This is a genomic window from Ruegeria sp. YKSD163 (assembly GCF_059612905.1).
On record NZ_JBXWRM010000003.1, the window covers coordinates 148813 to 165461 of the forward strand.

Genomic DNA, 16649 nt, shown 5'->3' on the forward strand with positions numbered 1-16649 from the left:
TCTGCCTCCGGCGGGAGTATTTGTGGCGAAATGAAGGGCAAAGCGTTTGGGCCGCCGGCGGGTCTTGTGGTAGTGTTCAGCCATTGGTTGCAAGGATTGAACGCTCATGTCGGAAAAAGCGCTTTATGAACCTCTCTCTGCCGGTGACCCGCTGTTTTCGGGCTATCGGTTCCGCACCGGCGATCCCGGCGGCCCGCAGACCGAGGGTTTAGGGCTTGGCCTGGGCGGCGAGAACGGTCTGCAACCGGGTGATCCGGTTGCGCTCGATCAGCATTATGTGCGCGCGGTGGCGTTTACCCGCGAGGCAAGCGGCAAGGTCAGCTGGTTCAACAGCCTGTTCAGTGCGCAGGCCAGCGGCAAGTCGGTGGGCGTGTTGCAGGAGGCGAAATCGTTCATGGTGGGGACGGTCGATGGCCTGCAAGTGGAAATCGGCGTTGCGGTTCTGTTGAAGATCGAGGCCACCAGTTTCAAATCGGATGCGCAGGTTTCGGTGGCCAATATCGCCGCCGAGGCGCAGCTGGGCCTGTCGCGCGCCGAGATGGAGATCAGCGTTCGGGGCTATACCGGGGCGCTGGGCGATATGCTGCCCGCGCCGAGCGGGGTCGACCTGACCTCGTACACCAAATATCTCGAAGCGTTCGAGCGCATCCAGAAACATGTGTTCGGGCCGGGCGGCGCGGCGCAGTATTCGCCTGTCGTTCTAGGCAAATTGCGGAGCGGTGCCGGGGACGATTGACCGCCACACGGATCGGACCGCGCCCCCTGTCGGTTGAAACATCTGTTGCGCTGGTTGTTCTAGCCGTGGCTTGAGCGGCTGTCGTCGGGGGCCTGATCGCGTTCGGCCATGCCATAGTCGCGGATCACGCCCGCCACGCGCAGGCGGCAGTCGGCGAAGAGGGCCTCGCGCCCGCGGGTCTGGGCGCCGCGATGGGCGGCGAACTGGCGCCAGCGGGTGACGGCCTCTTCATCCTCCAAGAAGGAAAGCGACAAAAGCTTGCCGGGAGTGGTGAGGCTCTGGAACCGTTCGACCGAGATGAAGCCCAGCATATCGTCAAGCAGGGCGCGCATCCGGCCTGCGAGATCGAGATAGGCCTCCTGCTGCCCGTGGGCGGGTTCGACTTCGAAGATGACGGCGATCATGTCGGCTCTCCATGCGGGGTTGAGACCAGTTTGAGCCATGTCCGGTCCTCGCGCAAAATGAACTTCTCGGACTGGGCGAAGTCGTAATTCTGCCGCCCCAGCGGATCGGCGGCAAGGCGGGCGCGATAGGCCTCGTATTCGGCCAGGCTGGGGATGTTGTAGATGCCAAAGGCGAGGGTCGATGAGCCCTCGTGCGTGGCATAATAACCGATCAGGTCGGCGCCGCAGCGCGGGATCGCCTGGCCCCAGGTGCGAGCGTAGCGTTCGAACTGGGCCCGTTTGGTCGGGTCGATATGGTAACGGATGATGCAGGTCAGCATGGGGGTCCTTTCATCTGGACCCCTGTCTTAAGGCAAGGATCGCGGGCGAGGGTTCGCCCCCGGTCGAAGTTTCGGGCCTTACTTCACCTCTATCGTGATCACCTCTGACACGATCGGGGTGGTGTGCGGCACATGGGTATAGTCGCCCATCACCAGTTGCAGCGTATGTTTGCCCGGTCCGAGATCGAGCGTGACCTCGGTCTGGCCCTTTCCGAAATGGCGGTGGTGCTCATCGGCGGGAAGGGCGTAGGTGAGTTCTTCGGCCCCGTCTTCGCCCTGACCCATCGGCGGGCGGTCGACCAGAAGATGGTGATGACCCGTATTCTCGGCCTCTGTCCCGGCGGGGGCGACGCCCATGCCGCTGAGTCCGAAGATCACCGTGACCGGAGAGGCCACGGTATCGCCATCGGCGAGATTGGCGAAATAGACGCGGGCCTCGGGGTTGGCGGGGGTATCGCCGCCCGCCAGGGCTGCCGTCGACAGAAGGCCGATACCAAATGCGGCAAGAAAGCTGTTCACAACCAGTTCCTCGTTGCTGAAACACTGGTGGCATCCTACGCGATCGCGGATCCGGAAGCGAACACGGATTACAGGCACGCGTACTTGTGTATTGACCGGCCGAGACGCAAGGTCTGGCGCAATGGCTGGGAAATGGAGCGGGCATGATCACGACAATCCTGATGGGGCTGGTGCCCAGCTTTCTGATGGTTGGTCTGGGCGGCGCGGTACGGGACCGGCTGACGCCTGCGGCCTGGCAGGGGTTGGACAAGCTGAATTTCGAGATCCTGTTTCCGGCCTTGCTGTTCTTTGCCGCCAGCAACCGGCCGATTGCGGTGCAGGATGTGATCCGCATCGGGCCGGCCGTTTGGACAGTGATGGGGCTTGCGTTGATGCTTGGCTATCTGGCCCGCCGAGTAGGCCCGGAGCGGTTTCTGGATTTTGCCGGGGCCTGGCAGACCACCTGGAGATTCAACAGCGCGATGGCCTTTGTCGCGGTGCCAACGCTGCATCTTGCCGATGTCGGCCAGATGGCGGTGGCCATCGGCATGGCCGTTCCGATGGCCAATCTGCTGGCGGTCTCCGCCCTGTCGCGGGGCGGCAACCTGACCCTGCGGGCCACGGTGCAAAAAATCGCGCTCAACCCGTTCTTGCTGGCCTCGGTCGCCGGGGTGGGAGTAGGTCTGTCCGGGTACAAGATTCCGGATCCGATCCTTGCTCCGGCGCAGATGTTGGCCCACGCCGCCATTCCGATCGCCCTGCTCTCAATCGGCGCCACCATGGACTGGCGGGCCCTGACCCGGCTTGATGTGTTCAACGGCTATCTCTGTTCGGTGCGGTTGCTCCTCACCCCTGCAATAGCCTGGTTGCTGTGCCGCTTGCTGGGGACCAGTCCCGGTCTGGCGGCGGTGGTGATCCTGTTCGCGGCCCTGCCGACGGCATCGGCGGCGCATGTGCTGGCGTCGGGCTTTGGTGCCGACCGCAGGCTGGTCGCAACACTGATTGCCCAATCCACCCTTCTCAGCGCCGCGACCTTGCCATTTTGGATCTATATGATCGGCATCAGTTTCTGAAAACTGTAAGGGGTCTTCCCTATTGTTTCCCTGTTTCTCTGCCGCAAACGATCCGCGACAAAACCCCGATATTATCCCAGCTCTGCCCCGTTCTCGCCCAGATCTGCGCGGATAAGTGATCCTCAAGCAAGATCAATCAGCCGAGGAACCGGGCATGGACCGACTGACAGAAATGGAAGCTTTTGCCAATGTCGTGGACCAGGGCGGGTTCACCGACGCGGCCAAGAAGATGGGTATCTCGAAATCCGCGGTGTCTAAGCATGTTTCCAGTCTCGAAGCGCGCCTTGGCGCCCGGCTGTTGAACCGGACCACGCGCCGGGTGTCGCCGACCGAAATCGGGCTGGCCTATTACGACCGCGCCCGCCGGGTGCTGAACGACGCTGGAGAGGCGGACGCGCTGGTGACCTCGATGCAATCGGCACCGTCGGGGCTGCTGCGGATCTCGGTGGCAACCGATTTCGGCGTCAATCACCTGTCGCCCGTTCTGTCCGGGTTTCTGGCAGAGTTTCCCGATATCACCGTCAACATGGTCCTGAACAACCGCTATGTGGAACTGATTTCGGAAGGGTTCGACATGGCCGTCCGCATCGGTGAGCTGGAGGACAGCACCCTGCGTGCCCGCAAGCTGAGCGAAACCACCAAGCGGATGATCGCCAGCCCCAGCTATTTCGAGAAATACGGGCGCCCGCAAAAGATCGACGATCTGAACGAACACAAGCTGTTGCACTATTCCAGCCAGGCCTCGGGCAATGTCTGGAAGCTGACGGCGCCGTCGGGCGAGAAACGTCAGGTACGCACCGCCGGCTGGCTGAGCGTGAACGACGGTCAGTCGCTGCTGAACGCTGCCATCTCGGGCCTGGGGATCGCGTATTTGCCCTGCTACCTGTTCGCCGATGCCATGGAACAGGGGCTGGTCGAAGATGCGATGCCGTCGCTGCCCGACGAAGTGCAGGGCATCTACGCGGTCTATCCGCCGGGCCGGTTCACCCAGCCCAAGGTGCGCGCCTTCATAGATTTCCTGGTCCATTCCTTTGCGGACAAGGGACCGATGAACTGGTAATTCTCCCCGCTTGCTTCCCTTGGCAAGAAAACTGCCCCGCGCCCGGCGCGGGGTTTTTTCTTGTGGAGCGGACCGGCAAAACCGCACCTCCTTGTCACCAGTGAAAACGTAGAGAAGGAGTCAGGCAGTGGTGCAAACAGCCATGCCGAGGCGAGCAAAGGCCTGCTTCAAACAGAAGCGGGTTTGGATTTTCGGAAGAAATCTGGTGGAGCCTAGGGGAGTCGAACCCCTGACCTCTTGCATGCCATGCAAGCGCTCTCCCAACTGAGCTAAGGCCCCGGACCGGCCAGCGAACATGCGCGTCGCTGCGGTGAGCGGACGTTTATGAGAGCGGCCGGGGGAGTGCAAGCGAAAAAAACGGCGAAGTCGCAGATTTTCCCGCAGTTGGAACCGGCAGGGCGGGCACGAAATAAGGGCGGGACAAAGCCCGCCCTGACTTGCGCGCATCCGATCCGGTTCACTCGTCTTCCGAGGACATATCCTTGATGTCGTCCAGCGAAACGCTGTCCTCGTCATCATCGTCTTCGAGGATGTCATCATCCAGATCCATGTCGACCGAATCGTCATCGCTGTCGTCCAGCACGATTTCGTCGTCCTCCACGGTCTGGCGGGCTTTGCGGGTGGCGGCATCTTCGGCATCGGCAGCGATCATGCGGCCCTTGCCGAGATCGAGTTCGACAACCTCGCCCGTATAGGGGCTGACGATCGGATTCTTGTTCAGGTCATAAAACCGTTTGCCGGTGGTCGGGCAAACGCGCTTTACACCCCATTCTTCCTTGGGCATGTGAAATCCCCTTGATATCTGGTGAGTCGCAACGACGATTCCGGCCTCGTGCCACATGAGGTGCAGACTGTCAAAGCCTTTACGCCAGAGGGAGCGCGATATGGGGCAGCATCATCTACCGGGACAACCACCGGTGCCGCTGACGCTCAGACGCTCGGCGCGTGCACGGCGGATAAGCCTGCGCATTTCACAACTGGACGGGCGGGTCACGCTGACCCTGCCACCGGGTGTGCCCGAGCGCGAGGCCATCGACTTTGCCCACAGCAAGGCCGACTGGATTCGCGGACATCTGGCCCGGCATGCGCCCCGGTGGCAGCCCGGATATGGTGACACGATTCCGATCGAGGGGGTCCCCACCCGTATCGTTCCGGCGACGGGGAGGCGGATCCAGCTGCGCCCGGGTCAGGTCGAGGTGCCATCGCAGGGAATGGAGGCGCGGCTGCACCGGTTCCTACGCGAACTGGCACGCGACCGACTGGCAGCGGCCTGCGATTTCTATGCGGCCGAACTGGGCCAGACCTATAGCCGCATCACCCTGCGCGACACGCGTTCGCGCTGGGGGTCCTGCACCGCCGAGGGCGGGCTGATGTTCTCTTGGCGGCTGATTCTCGCGCCACCCTCGATCCTGCGCTATGTCGCCGCCCACGAGGTGGCGCATTTGGTCGAGATGAACCATTCCTCGCGGTTCTGGGGCACGGTCACCCGCATCCACGGACCCTATGAGGAGCCGCGCCAGTGGTTGCGCGACAACGGCACCCAACTTCACAGTTACCTCTTCTAAGCCTGTTGGTCCGAACAGGGTGAGTTGCTAAGGTGACCAGGGGGAATGAGGGGTCGGGGTGGCATGACCGGACAGGAACAGCGACGGTTGGCAGCCATCATGATGCTGGATGTCGCCGGCTTTACCCGCCTGATGGGCGAGGACGAGTCGGGCACACTGGCGCTTGTCCTGGATGCACGCCGCACCCATGTCGAACCTGCGCTGACACGCCATGACGGGCGATTGGTCAAACTCCTCGGCGACGGGGCTCTGGCGGAATTCGCCAGCGTCACCAGCGCGCTTGATTGCGCACGCGAAATTCAGACCGCGATGCGGAACCATCCGCTGAAACTCAGGATCGGCATCAACCTCGGAGAGGTGATTGTCGATGAGGATGACATCTATGGCGACGGCGTAAACGTCGCCTCGCGGATTGAGGCCCTGGCTCAACCCGGTGGCATCGCGGTTTCCCGAAACGTGTATGAACAGGCCCGGAAACGAGGCGATCTTCACTTCGTTGATGGCGGCAAGCATATGGTCAAAAACGTGGCCGAGCCGGTCGCTGTGTTCCATCTCTCGGCAGAAGGCACCGGCGCCGATGCAGCCCGCGCGCCAGATCCACCCAGGCGCCGCCGCGCGCCTGCTCTTGCACTGGTCCTCCTTGTCATCGCCGCCGTCGGCCTGGGCTATGTCGTGCTGGGTCGCAACGCTGGCAACGAAACGGCCAAGGTTGCCCCGATAGCGGTGCCGCCCACTCAGGATCGGCCCTCGCTCGTTGTACTGCCTTTCGCCAACCTGTCGGGCGATCCCGATCAGGCCTATTTCAGCGACGGGATGACCGACAACCTGATCAACGATCTCAGCCAGGTCGGCGGTCTGCTGGTCATTGCCCGCAATACCAGCTTTTCCTTTCGCGACCGGCAAGAGGCGATGGACGCCCAGACCGTCCACAAGGTTCTGGGCGTGCGGTATGTTGTCGAAGGCAGCGTGCAGCGCGCCGGCGATCACGTCCGCATCAATGCAAATCTGGTCGATGGCACGACCGGGTTCCAATTGTGGGCCGGACGGCTGGACCGCGAGTTCAGCGATCTCTTCACATTGCAGGATCAGGTCGCCTCGCAGATCATCGACGCGCTCAAGATCGAATTGACACAGGACCAGCGGCGGCGGTTGTCAAAGCGTCATACCGACAATCTGGAGGCCTACGATCTGTTCCTGCGCGCATGGGAGGAGATCTGGCGGTTCAACGATGAATCGCGCAAGGCGGCCCAGGCCTATTTGTGGTCCACGCTGGATCTGGATCCGGATTTCGCGCTGGCAAAGGCCATCCTTGCAACGACCTATACCAATCGAACCGGCGTCTCGCTGACCGCCAGCGCCGAATCGCTGGAAACCGCCTACCGGCTCGCCCGTCAGGCGGTGGCGATCGACCCCGAATTGCCCGCCGTCCATGCCTCGCTGGGACTGGTTCACATGTTTCGCCGGGAATACGACAAGGCCGATGCCTCTTTCGCACAGGCGGTGAAGCTTGACCCGAACTATGCCGATGGTTTCGGAATGCAGGCCTGGAACTGGCATTACGCTGGTGAGCCGGAGCGCGCCCTGGCCGGGTTCGAACATGCCATGCGCCTGAACCCGCGGGCGCCGTTTCCCTATCTGAATGCAATCGCCGAGGTGCATTTCAGCCTTGGCAACCTGGAAGCAGCGCTGGAGTGGAGTACCGAAGCGCTGGAAAGAAACCCCGAAGCACTGCGCCAACGTCTGCTGCAAGGCGCGATCCTGACCGAGATGGGCCAGACCGAGGATGCCGAATGGGAAGTGGTCGAGGCGCTCGCGCTTCAACCCGGCATCACGATTGCCAACCTGCCCGATATCTACCCCTATCGCGAAGGTAGTACGCTTGCGCGCCTGGAGCAGGCTTTGCGCACCGCCGGCCTGCCGGAATGATCCGGTCGGCTTGACGCTGCTCACAGATGTGATCACAAGGAAACATGCAGAACCCGCGCCCGACCGACCAGACAGCCGCCGCCCATGACCGGGTCTATCGCACCCTGCGCACACGCATCATGCATGGCGAAATGTCACCGGGTCAGGCACTGACCCTGCGCGGCATTGGCAAGGAATTCGACGTTTCGATGACCCCCGCGCGCGAGGCGATCCGTCGTCTTGTCGCCGAAGGAGCGCTATTCCTTTCCAGCTCGGGCCGAGTTTCGACCCCAGAACTAAGCAGCGAGCGGATCGAGGAACTGGCCGCCCTTCGCGCCCTCTTGGAAGTGGAACTGGCCAGCCGCGCCCTGCCGCGTGCCCATATGGCACTGATCGACCGGTTGCAGACGATCAACGGCACCGTGGCCGAGATGGTGTCGAAACGCGATGCGGTGGGCTATATCCGCACCAATCTGGAATTTCACCGCACCCTTTACCTTCGGGCGCAGGCGCCGGCGATGCTGGCCATGGCGGAAACCGTCTGGCTGCAGTTGGGACCGACGATGCGCGCGCTCTATGGCCGACTGCGTCGCACCGACCCGCCGCAATATCACAAGCTGATCATCGCCGCGCTGAAGGCGGGCGATGAACCCGGATTGCGGCTGGCGGTGCGTTCCGACGTGACACAGGGCCTGCGGCTGTTGGTGACGTGATCAACAGCCCTCAGGACTTGATGGCGATCTGGCTCACATAGGACATGAAGCCAAAGAACTTGTCGGCCTCCAGACGTTGGCGTGCCTCGGATTTCAGGGCCGCCGCCGTTTCGGGGAACAGCAAGCCATTCTCCGCCATCTTGTCCGCACCGCGGTCGATGACGGTCAGGAAATACCCGGCCTCGCCCTCGGCCACGTATCCATGCCCCTGTCGACCACCCAATTCGAACCCTGCCTCAGTCAAAAGATCGCCGACTTGCCGCATGATCCAAAGGTTGGTGACATTCTGATTGATCATGAATCGCACAACCTGTTCCAGCGGATCGAAATCCCCGATCTGGGTCGTCGCGGTACTGTAATCCCCGTCACATATCGCCAGAAGCCCACCCGGCTTGAGGATGCGGAACGCCTCAGCAATCGCATCCTTAGGGCTGGGAACATGGCAAAGCAGCGTATGCATCAAGACCATGTCCACGGATGCATCCTGCAACCCCGTATCCCTGGCGTCACCGGTTTCGAAGCGCAAATTCGGCTCGGCGGCAAACTGCGCGCGGGCGCGTTCGACCATGACGGGTGATGGCTCAATCCCCAGCGCGCTTGAGGCGCCTGCAAGTCTGATCAGGTCCAGTGTGACATGGCCGGTTCCAGAGCCGAATTCGACGGCAAGAGCGCCCGGCTGCAACTCTAACCCACGCAGATATGCTTCGCGGATTGCGACTTGTGACGGGTCAAGGCAACGCAATTCCATTGCATCCGCGATTGCGGTTTGAATGGCATGGTCCTGTGCCGCAAGGTTCGAATACGGATCTGACATGTCGGCCCCCTGAACTCGCAAGTTATCCGGTCAGTGTCCCATGAAACGGCCTAAGAACCAAATCGACGCCACCGAAACCCATGATGGCCCGACGCTTGGCCAACAGGGCTTGGATGATTTCCAGAACTGCGACATTATCCAGTGAACAACAGGGGAGAGAAACCATGTCAAATTTCACCCGTCGCGGTACGCTTGGGTTGATCGGTGGCGCCGCCACGCTGCCGATGCTGGGAACGCCGGCTCTGGCCAACAGCAAGATGACGGTCGGCGCATTGCGCTTCACCAGCCATGCGGCGTCCTTCGTCGCCTTCGAGCGTGGCTACTTTGCCGAAGAGGGGCTGGACGTCGAATTCAAGTTCTTCGAGGCGGCCCAGCCGATGGCGGTGGCAATCGCAAGCGGTGACGCCGATTATGCGGTGACCGCGGTCACCGGCGGCCTGATCAGCCTGGCCGAAAAAGGCGCGGCCAAGGTCATCGGCGGAGCGCTGAGCGAGGAAAAGGGCATAGACGGCCAGATGATCCTGGCCTCGAACGCGGCTTATGACGCGGGGTTGACCAGTGCTGCGGCACTCGACGGGCGCAGCTTTGCGGTCACGCAGCCGGGCTCGTCCTTCCACTATATGGGCGCCAAGATCGCGGCGGCCGAGGGCGCCTCGGTCAAGTTCACGCCGCTGCAAAAGGTGGGCGCGATCATCGGCGCGATGAAATCGGGACAGGTCGATGCCTGGACCATCGTGCCCCATATCGGCAAGGCGCTCTCGGGCGGCGGTGCAGTGAAACATATCGGCATGGTTGCCGACTATCTGCCCGATTATCAGGTCACCACCGTGTTTACCTCGGCCGCCAATGCATCCGGAGAACGGGCGCAGACCGAGGCGTTCCTGCGCGCCTTCTCGCGCGGGGCGGCGGATTTCAACGCGGCGCTGGTGGACAAGACCGCCGGGGACGAGGCCGGGGTCGAAATGGTCAAGCTGGTGCACAAATATGTCTATGCAGACCAACCCTTCGAGAAGGCCGAGAAGTCCATCCGCAACGGCGCGATGCGCCTGAACAAGGATTCAGCCCTGAACATGGGTTCGGTCGAGGATCAGCTGGGCTGGTTCAAGTCCGAAGGTCTGGTCAAGGACAGCATCACGACCGAGGTGCTGGTCGACGGCTCTTATGCACCGATGATCTGACGGCACATGGAACTTGCGGTTCGCGGTCTGACCCATCGCTATGGCGACATGGTGGTGCTGGACGATGTCTCGCTGCATATCCCTGCGGGCGAAATCCTGTGCGTGGTCGGTCCGTCGGGCTGCGGCAAGTCCACGCTGCTCAGGATGCTGGGCGGGCTGGAACAACCCGATTGGGGCGAGGTGCTGCAAGGCGGCACCCCGCCCGAGGGCTGTCTGAACCCGCTGACCTATGTGTTCCAGGATTTCGCCCTGCTGCCCTGGCGCAGCGTGGCGGGCAATATCTCGTTGGTGCTCGAAGATCACCGTCTGCCGGGCGACCGGGTGCGCGCGATCATCGAGGATGTGCTGGCCCGCACCCGGCTGTCGGATTTCCACGATGCCCTGCCCCGGCAACTGTCGGGCGGGATGAAACAGCGGGTCGCTATTGCCCGGGCGCTGGCGGTCAACCCGGCGGTGATGCTGCTCGATGAGCCGCTTTCGGCGCTGGACGCGCAGACGCGCGAACTGTTGATGGAGGATCTGGTGGCCCTGTGGGAGCGGCAGCCCTTTACCGGCGTCTATGTCACCCACAACCTGGCCGAGGCGGTGCGCCTGGGTCACCGCATCGCGGTACTGTCGCGCCGCCCTGGCCGCGTGCGCGAGGTGATCGAGGTGCCGGGGACGCTGTCGGAACGGCATGCAGGGGACGCGGGGCTGGAGGCGATCCAGGCCCATCTCTGGGCACTGATGCGGGACGAGGCGGTAGCCGCCGATCTGGAGTTGCTGGATGCCTGAGATCAGGGTTCCCTTTCGTGGCGGCGGTTTCCGCCCCGAGGCGCGGCGCGGCACTGGCATCGCGGTGTTCGTGCTGCTGCTGTTCCTGATCGAATGGGGCACGCGGACAGGCTGGATTTCCAACCTGACCCTGCCGCGCCCTTCGGACGTGGCCGCCACGCTGGGTGATCTGGCCCGGTCCGGCGCGCTATGGACGCATCTGCTCCCGTCGCTCAGCCGGTTGGCGGTGGGCTCGGTGCTGGGCATCAGCGCGGGCATCGGTGTGGGAGTGCTGATCGGGCTCTTCTCGTATATCCGGGCCGGTCTGGTGCCGCTGGTGGCGGCGATCTTTCCGATCCCGAAGATTGCCTTGCTGCCGCTGTTCGTGATCTGGTTCGGCATCGACGAAGGGTCGAAATACGCCCTCATCGCGCTGGGCACCTTCACGCCCACGGTGGTGGCCACCTATGGCGCGGTCGACAATGTCGACCGAGGGCTTGTTCGTATGGGGCAGAGCTTTGGCCTGGGCTGGTGGTCGATCGTGCGCAAGATCGTGCTGCCCGGCGCACTGCCCGGCATCCTGTCCGGGCTGCGGGTGTCGCTGGCCATCGGCATCATCCTGCTGGTCGCGGCCGAGATGCTGGGCGCCGAACACGGGATCGGCGCCTATATCCTGCAAGCGGGCGCGCTCTATGATCTTGAGCGGCTTTTTGCCGGTGTGGTCATTCTGTCCTGCCTCGGCGTGCTGACCAGCTGGGCCATCGGCAAAATCGAGAAACGCTTGCTGGTCTGGCGCAGCTGATCGCGGTATCCTGCGGCAAAACAAACGAGCAGGATTCACCATGATTGATCGTCGGCTTTTTACTTTCGGCTTGGGGGCGCTGACGCTTTCGGCCTGTGGCGGGGCTACGACCGCGCCCACCGCCGCACCGGCAGAAGCCTGGCCCACCGTTCCCAACGCGGGCTGGAACGCCTGGGTCGCCTCTTTCAAGGGGCGGGCTTCGGCGCAAGGCATTTCCGCCTCAACCCTCGACAGCGCGTTTCGCGGCGCGGGCTATATCCCCAAGGTGATCGAGCGGGACCGCAACCAGACCGAGTTCAAACGCTCGCTGGAAGACTACCTGGCCATCGCGGCCTCAGACGAGCGGATCGCGACCGGCAAGCAGATGCTGGCCCGGCACGGCGCGCTCTTGGACCGGATCGAGCAACGTTATGGGGTCGACAAGGCAGTGGTGACCGCAATCTGGGGGCTGGAAAGCCGCTATGGTACCCGGCGCGGCGATGTGCCGATCGTGTCGGCCCTGTCGACGCTGGCCTATGATGGGCGGCGCGGCGCGTTTTTCGAAAAGCAGCTGATCGCGGCGATGAAGATCCTGCAAAACGGCGATACGTCACCCCGCAACATGACCGGCAGCTGGGCCGGTGCGATGGGCCATACCCAGTTCATCCCGACCTCGTACCTGGCCTATGCGGTCGATTTCACCGGCGACGGGCGGCGCGATATCTGGTCCGAGGATCCGACCGACGCGCTGGCCTCGACCGCCGCCTATCTGGCCAATGCGGGCTGGGTGCGCGGCCAGCCCTGGGGCGGCGAGGTCGGCTCTGCTGCCGCCAGTTCGGGTACGCCACTGAATGTGCTGCAACCGCAGGTGCCGGGGCCGAAAATCGCGGTGTTCAAGAATTTCAACGTGATCAAGCGCTACAACAACTCCGACAGCTACGCCATCGGCGTGGGACACTTGTCAGACCGCCTCAAGGGCGGTGGGCCGTTCAAGGCATCGTTCGGACCCGATGAGACCGGTCTGACGCTGGAAGAGCGCAAGGAGTTACAGACCCGCCTGAGCGCGGCCGGATACGATACCGGCGGCGCGGACGGGGTGATCGGGTCGAAAAGCACAGCCGCGATCAGTGACTATCAGCGCGCGCGTGGGCTGGCAGTGACCGGCACGCCCTCGGTCGAGCTGCTGCGGATGCTGCGCTAGACGGAACGGGGCGGGGGCGCTGCCCCCGTCGCCCGATGGGCGACTCCCCCGGAGTATTTCAGGCGAAATGAAGGGGCGCGCGGCGCCCTTTCCTATGCGGCCAGCCCTTTGGATCCGATATCGAGGAATTTCTTGCGACGATCCTTGATCAGCGCCTCGGCGGATTTGCCCTCAAGCTCCTTGAGCATGGTGGCGATGGCGGTGCGTACCGCTTCCATCGCGGCGGGTTTGTCGCGATGGGCACCGCCGCGCGGCTCTGGGATAACCCGGTCCACCACGCCCAGTTTCAGCAGATCCTGCGCGGTCAGGCGCAGCGCTTCGGCCGCCTCGCGCATCTTTTCGGCATTCTTCCAGAGGATCGAGGCGCAGCCCTCGGGCGAGATCACCGAATAGATCGAGTGCTCCAGCATCGCCACTCGGTTGGCGGTGGCAAAGGCGACCGCGCCGCCGGAACCACCCTCGCCGATGATGACCGAGACCAGCGGCACACCGGCGCGCAGGCACATCTCCGTCGAACGGGCGATGGCCTCGGACTGGCCGCGTTCTTCGGCGCCCTTGCCGGGATAGGCGCCCGCGGTATCGACCAGGGTAACCACCGGCAGACCGAACCGGCCAGCCATCTCGATCAGGCGCACCGCCTTGCGGTAGCCTTCGGGCCGGGCCATGCCGAAGTTGTGGGCGATGCGCGATTTGGTGTCCGAGCCCTTCTCGTGGCCGATCACCATGACCGGGCGGTCATTGAACCGCGCCAGCCCGCCCATTACCGCCAGATCATCGGCAAAGTTCCGGTCGCCGGCCAGCGGCGTGTATTCGGTGAACAACGCATCGACATAGTCGCGGCAATGCGGGCGTTCGGGGTGCCGGGCCACCTGACATTTACGCCAGGGGGTCAGATCGCGATATAGCTCGTCCAGAAGCTTGGCCGCCTTGGCATCGAGCGCCGCGGCCTCTTCTGCCACGTCCATCTCTTCGTTGGCGCGGGCCAGAGCGCGCAGTTCCTCGGCCTTGCCTTCGATTTCGGCCAGCGGTTTCTCGAAATCCAGATACTGGGTCATGGTGCCCTCACGTCGCGGAGTTTCCCGCTATATGACCTCAGGGCGCGCAGGATGCAACTCGGCAAGATTTGTGGGACGCTTCGATGGCAGTCTGCCGGGGCAGAGGAAACAGGCATCAGGCAATGACAGATTACGAAGGGCGCATCCTGCGGGTGCTGAACTACATCCATGACAATCCGGGCGGCGACCTGTCGCTGGACCAGTTGGCGGATGTGGCGGCGATGTCGCGGTTTCACTGGCACCGCGTGTTCCGGGCGCTGACTGGCGAGACCTGTGCCCAGACGGTGCGGCGGATGCGGTTGCACCGGGCAGCTACCGCACTGGTGCAGACCCGGGCCCGGGTGGACGAGATCGCCGCCTCGGTCGGTTATCCCAACCCGGTCTCCTTCGCGCGCGTTTTTGCCGAGACCTATGGGCAAAGCCCGTCGGCCTTTCGCAGGGCCAATCGGTTGTTGCCGCCTCTGCCCCCCTTCAGAACAGGAGACTATCCAGTGCAACCCGTCGAGATCCGCACTGAGCCCGCCCGCCGCCTGGTGGGGGTCAACCATCGCGGCGCCTATTCCGCCATTGGCCGCAGCTTCGAGAGCTTTTCGGCTCTGTGCCAGTCCCGCAACCTGTGGCCGCAGATCGCGGACTCGGTTGCGGTCTATCTCGACAGCCCCGACTGCGTGCCCGAGGCGGAACTGCGGTCCTTTGCAGGCGGAACATGGCGCGGCGAGGATATCCCGCAAGGGATGGAAGAGCACCACCTGCCGGGCGGAAAAACGGCGGTCATGACCTACAAGGGTCCCTATTCCGGGCTCGCTGCCGCCTATCATTCTCTGTTCGGCACTTGGTTGCCCGGTTCGGGCGAGGAGCCAGCGGACAGCCCTTGTTTCGAGATTTACCTCAACGATCCGCGCGCGGTTCCACCCGAAGAACTGCTGACCGAAATCTGCCTGCCCCTGAAGTGAGGCCTTGGTCGTGACCAATGAAAGCCTGGATGTCTCACTCGACCATCTCGCGGGCTTCGATCTGCGCACCTTTCGCCATATCGGACCCTATGCGCAGAAGGCCGCGGGATTTTCGCAACTCCTCTCCTGCCTGCCGCCCGATTGGCGGGCACGCGGGTGGGGGCCCGTGGTCGGGCTCTACCTGTCCGACCCGGCCCGAACCCCACCATCCCAGCAGGTCTATCTTGCCGGATGCGCGGTACCGCGGGACACAGGCGAGGTTGCGGGTCTGGAACCGTGGCGCCAGAGGCCCTGTCATTGTGCCGTGCATCGGCATGTGGGGCCTATGAGCAGATACCGGACAAGTTCCGCAGGCTCTACGAGCGCGAGTTGCAGCGGTTGCGGGTCTGGCCCGATCTTGCGCCGCCTTTCGAGATTTATCACGACGATCCCGAACACACGGCACCCGAGGCGCTGCGCACCGATCTGTGCATTCCCCTGCGACCCTAGCCGGGCCAGAGCACCGGGTAGAGCGACAAAACAAGCAACCCGGCCATGGTCCAGTTGAACACTGCCAGGCGGCGCGGATTGGTCAGCAACCGCGCCATCTGCTGGCCCAGTACCGTCCAGGTGCTGACCGAGGGCAGGTTGACCGCTCCGAAAATCGCGGCAACCACCAGCACCGCCGTCAGCGTCTGTCCCGGCGCATAGGCCGATATCGCGGTCAGCGCCATCGCCCAGGCCTTGGGGTTGACCCATTGAAAGACCGCCGCCTGAAGGAATGTCATCGGGCGCCCCGCCGCTGCCCCCCGCTTGGCCGGGGCGGCATTGGCGATCTTCCAGGCGAGATAGAGCAGATAGACGACCGAGGCATATCTGAGCAGGATATAGCTGAACGGCCATGCATCAAAGACATGCACCAGCCCGACGCCAACCATCACCACCATGAAGGTAAAGCCCAGCCCAATCCCCAGCATGTGCGGAACCGAGCGGCGAAACCCGAAATTGGCGCCTGAGGCCATCAGCATCAGGTTGTTCGGCCCCGGCGTGATGGACGAGACAAAGGCAAAGAGCAGAAGGGCGATGAGCAGATCGTATGTCATGCGCAAACTCTTGCGCGGCTCAGGGCAAATGAAATTGCGTTCTAGCGACCATTCACTGTAAATTCGCAATCAATGACGAAGATCGACGAAATAAACCGCAAGATATTGCAGGAATTGTCCCACGACGGTCGGATCAGCAATCTCGACCTTGCGGCGCGGGTGGGATTGTCGCCCTCGGCATGTTTGCGCCGGGTTCAAGAGCTGGAACGCTCGGGTGTTATCAGCGGCTACCGTGCGGTACTGAATCCGGCGGCGCTGGGTATCGGCTTTGTCGCCTATATGGGTGTCGGCCTCGGTGAGCATACCAAGGCAGCGCAAGAGCGGTTCGAGCGCGCCGTCGCCCGCGCACCCGAAGTTGTGGAGTGCCACAACATCACCGGCACCATCGAATACCTGCTGCGGGTCGAATGCGCGGATCTGCCCAGCTACAAGACTTTTCACACCGATGTTCTGGGCACCCTTCCCCATGTGAATTCTATCACGACCTATGTCGTCATGGGTTCTCCCAAGGACCTGCGCGCCTGAGGGTGCGGGGAAAAAGTGATCGTATCGGCCCTT

General features: G+C 63.1%; 20 protein-coding genes and 1 tRNA gene. 13 read left to right on the plus strand and 8 right to left on the minus strand.

Translation table 11 applies throughout. The features are described from left to right. Positions 1-106: 106 nt before the first annotated feature. Complete coding sequence (locus AC2FNA_RS06010) at positions 107-736, plus strand: hypothetical protein (RefSeq protein WP_496825138.1); 630 nt, start codon at positions 107-109, stop codon at positions 734-736. Positions 737-795: 59 nt separating this feature from the next. On the opposite strand, the gene AC2FNA_RS06015 is transcribed toward AC2FNA_RS06010, so the two are convergent. The 3 genes from AC2FNA_RS06015 to AC2FNA_RS06025 all read right to left on the minus strand — a co-directional run bounded on the left by AC2FNA_RS06015 (position 796) and on the right by AC2FNA_RS06025 (position 1979). Beyond that, complete coding sequence (locus tag AC2FNA_RS06015; protein ID WP_496825139.1) at positions 796-1140, minus strand: antibiotic biosynthesis monooxygenase family protein; 345 nt, start codon at positions 1138-1140, stop codon at positions 796-798. Beyond that, the gene (locus AC2FNA_RS06020) at positions 1137-1460 is read right to left on the minus strand and encodes an NIPSNAP family protein (protein ID WP_496825140.1); all 324 of its coding nucleotides are present in this window, start codon (positions 1458-1460) and stop codon (positions 1137-1139) included. Before AC2FNA_RS06020 ends, AC2FNA_RS06015 begins: the two co-directional genes overlap by 4 nt. A gap of 78 nt (positions 1461-1538) precedes the next feature. Next, a complete protein-coding gene (locus AC2FNA_RS06025; protein ID WP_496825141.1) occupies positions 1539-1979 on the minus strand; it encodes a DUF4399 domain-containing protein in 441 nt (146 codons plus the stop codon). A gap of 143 nt (positions 1980-2122) precedes the next feature. Between AC2FNA_RS06025 and AC2FNA_RS06030 the strand changes: the two genes are divergently transcribed. Both AC2FNA_RS06030 and AC2FNA_RS06035 read left to right on the plus strand, forming a co-directional pair. After that, positions 2123-3031 (plus strand): AEC family transporter, encoded by a 909-nt coding sequence (locus AC2FNA_RS06030; protein ID WP_496825142.1) that lies wholly within the window; start codon positions 2123-2125, stop codon positions 3029-3031. A 154-nt stretch (positions 3032-3185) separates the two neighbouring features. Beyond that, positions 3186-4091 (plus strand): LysR family transcriptional regulator, encoded by a 906-nt coding sequence (locus AC2FNA_RS06035; protein ID WP_234137133.1) that lies wholly within the window; start codon positions 3186-3188, stop codon positions 4089-4091. A gap of 203 nt (positions 4092-4294) precedes the next feature. On the opposite strand, the gene AC2FNA_RS06040 is transcribed toward AC2FNA_RS06035, so the two are convergent. Then, positions 4295-4370: transfer RNA gene (locus AC2FNA_RS06040), tRNA-Ala, on the minus strand. A gap of 178 nt (positions 4371-4548) precedes the next feature. Then, on the minus strand, positions 4549-4875 hold the full coding sequence (locus tag AC2FNA_RS06045) for a TIGR02300 family protein (protein ID WP_234144547.1): 327 nt from the start codon (positions 4873-4875) through the stop codon (positions 4549-4551). A gap of 100 nt (positions 4876-4975) precedes the next feature. Between AC2FNA_RS06045 and AC2FNA_RS06050 the strand changes: the two genes are divergently transcribed. The 3 genes from AC2FNA_RS06050 (at position 4976) to AC2FNA_RS06060 (ending at position 8274) form a co-directional block, all read left to right on the plus strand. Further along, the gene (locus tag AC2FNA_RS06050; RefSeq protein ID WP_496825143.1) at positions 4976-5656 is read left to right on the plus strand and encodes a M48 family metallopeptidase; all 681 of its coding nucleotides are present in this window, start codon (positions 4976-4978) and stop codon (positions 5654-5656) included. A gap of 63 nt (positions 5657-5719) precedes the next feature. Beyond that, a complete protein-coding gene (locus tag AC2FNA_RS06055; protein ID WP_496825144.1) occupies positions 5720-7582 on the plus strand; it encodes an adenylate/guanylate cyclase domain-containing protein in 1863 nt (620 codons plus the stop codon). Between the two features lie 44 nt (positions 7583-7626). After that, entirely contained in the window at positions 7627-8274 is a 648-nt protein-coding gene (locus AC2FNA_RS06060; RefSeq protein ID WP_496825145.1) for a GntR family transcriptional regulator, read from the plus strand. 10 nt (positions 8275-8284) lie between these two features. Here AC2FNA_RS06060 and AC2FNA_RS06065 read toward each other — a convergent pair whose 3' ends face one another. Then, positions 8285-9088 carry a methyltransferase domain-containing protein gene (locus tag AC2FNA_RS06065; protein ID WP_496825146.1) on the minus strand — a complete coding sequence of 268 codons (804 nt, stop codon included), beginning with the start codon at positions 9086-9088 and terminating at the stop codon, positions 8285-8287. 164 nt (positions 9089-9252) lie between these two features. On the opposite strand from AC2FNA_RS06065, the gene AC2FNA_RS06070 reads away from it, so the two are divergent. Genes AC2FNA_RS06070 through AC2FNA_RS06085 form a run of 4 tightly spaced genes read left to right on the plus strand, consistent with a single transcriptional unit; the run spans position 9253 to position 13001 of the window. Then, positions 9253-10266, plus strand: coding sequence for an ABC transporter substrate-binding protein (locus AC2FNA_RS06070; RefSeq protein ID WP_496825147.1), 1014 nt, complete (start codon positions 9253-9255; stop codon positions 10264-10266). Positions 10267-10272: 6 nt separating this feature from the next. Then, positions 10273-11040: an ABC transporter ATP-binding protein gene (locus AC2FNA_RS06075; RefSeq protein WP_234144550.1), complete on the plus strand. Its 768-nt coding sequence runs from the start codon at positions 10273-10275 to the stop codon at positions 11038-11040. Further along, complete coding sequence (locus tag AC2FNA_RS06080) at positions 11033-11821, plus strand: ABC transporter permease (RefSeq protein WP_496825148.1); 789 nt, start codon at positions 11033-11035, stop codon at positions 11819-11821. Before AC2FNA_RS06075 ends, AC2FNA_RS06080 begins: the two co-directional genes overlap by 8 nt. 40 nt (positions 11822-11861) lie before the next feature. Beyond that, the gene (locus AC2FNA_RS06085) at positions 11862-13001 is read left to right on the plus strand and encodes a lytic murein transglycosylase (protein WP_496825149.1); all 1140 of its coding nucleotides are present in this window, start codon (positions 11862-11864) and stop codon (positions 12999-13001) included. A gap of 92 nt (positions 13002-13093) precedes the next feature. Here the strand turns inward: AC2FNA_RS06085 and AC2FNA_RS06090 are convergent, their stop codons facing one another. Next, a complete protein-coding gene (locus AC2FNA_RS06090; protein ID WP_496825150.1) occupies positions 13094-14056 on the minus strand; it encodes an acetyl-CoA carboxylase carboxyltransferase subunit alpha in 963 nt (320 codons plus the stop codon). Positions 14057-14178: 122 nt separating this feature from the next. Here AC2FNA_RS06090 and AC2FNA_RS06095 point away from each other — a divergent pair, with 122 nt between their 5' ends. Then, on the plus strand, positions 14179-15009 hold the full coding sequence (locus tag AC2FNA_RS06095) for an AraC family transcriptional regulator (RefSeq protein ID WP_496825151.1): 831 nt from the start codon (positions 14179-14181) through the stop codon (positions 15007-15009). Between the two features lie 297 nt (positions 15010-15306). Beyond that, positions 15307-15498: a GyrI-like domain-containing protein gene (locus AC2FNA_RS06100; RefSeq protein WP_496825152.1), complete on the plus strand. Its 192-nt coding sequence runs from the start codon at positions 15307-15309 to the stop codon at positions 15496-15498. Here AC2FNA_RS06100 and AC2FNA_RS06105 read toward each other — a convergent pair. After that, positions 15495-16091 (minus strand): LysE family translocator, encoded by a 597-nt coding sequence (locus AC2FNA_RS06105; RefSeq protein WP_496825153.1) that lies wholly within the window; start codon positions 16089-16091, stop codon positions 15495-15497. The genes AC2FNA_RS06100 and AC2FNA_RS06105 overlap by 4 nt on opposite strands. Before the next feature lie 72 nt (positions 16092-16163). On the opposite strand from AC2FNA_RS06105, the gene AC2FNA_RS06110 reads away from it, so the two are divergent. Beyond that, a complete protein-coding gene (locus AC2FNA_RS06110) occupies positions 16164-16616 on the plus strand; it encodes an Lrp/AsnC family transcriptional regulator (RefSeq protein ID WP_496825154.1) in 453 nt (150 codons plus the stop codon). Positions 16617-16649: the final 33 nt, after the last annotated feature.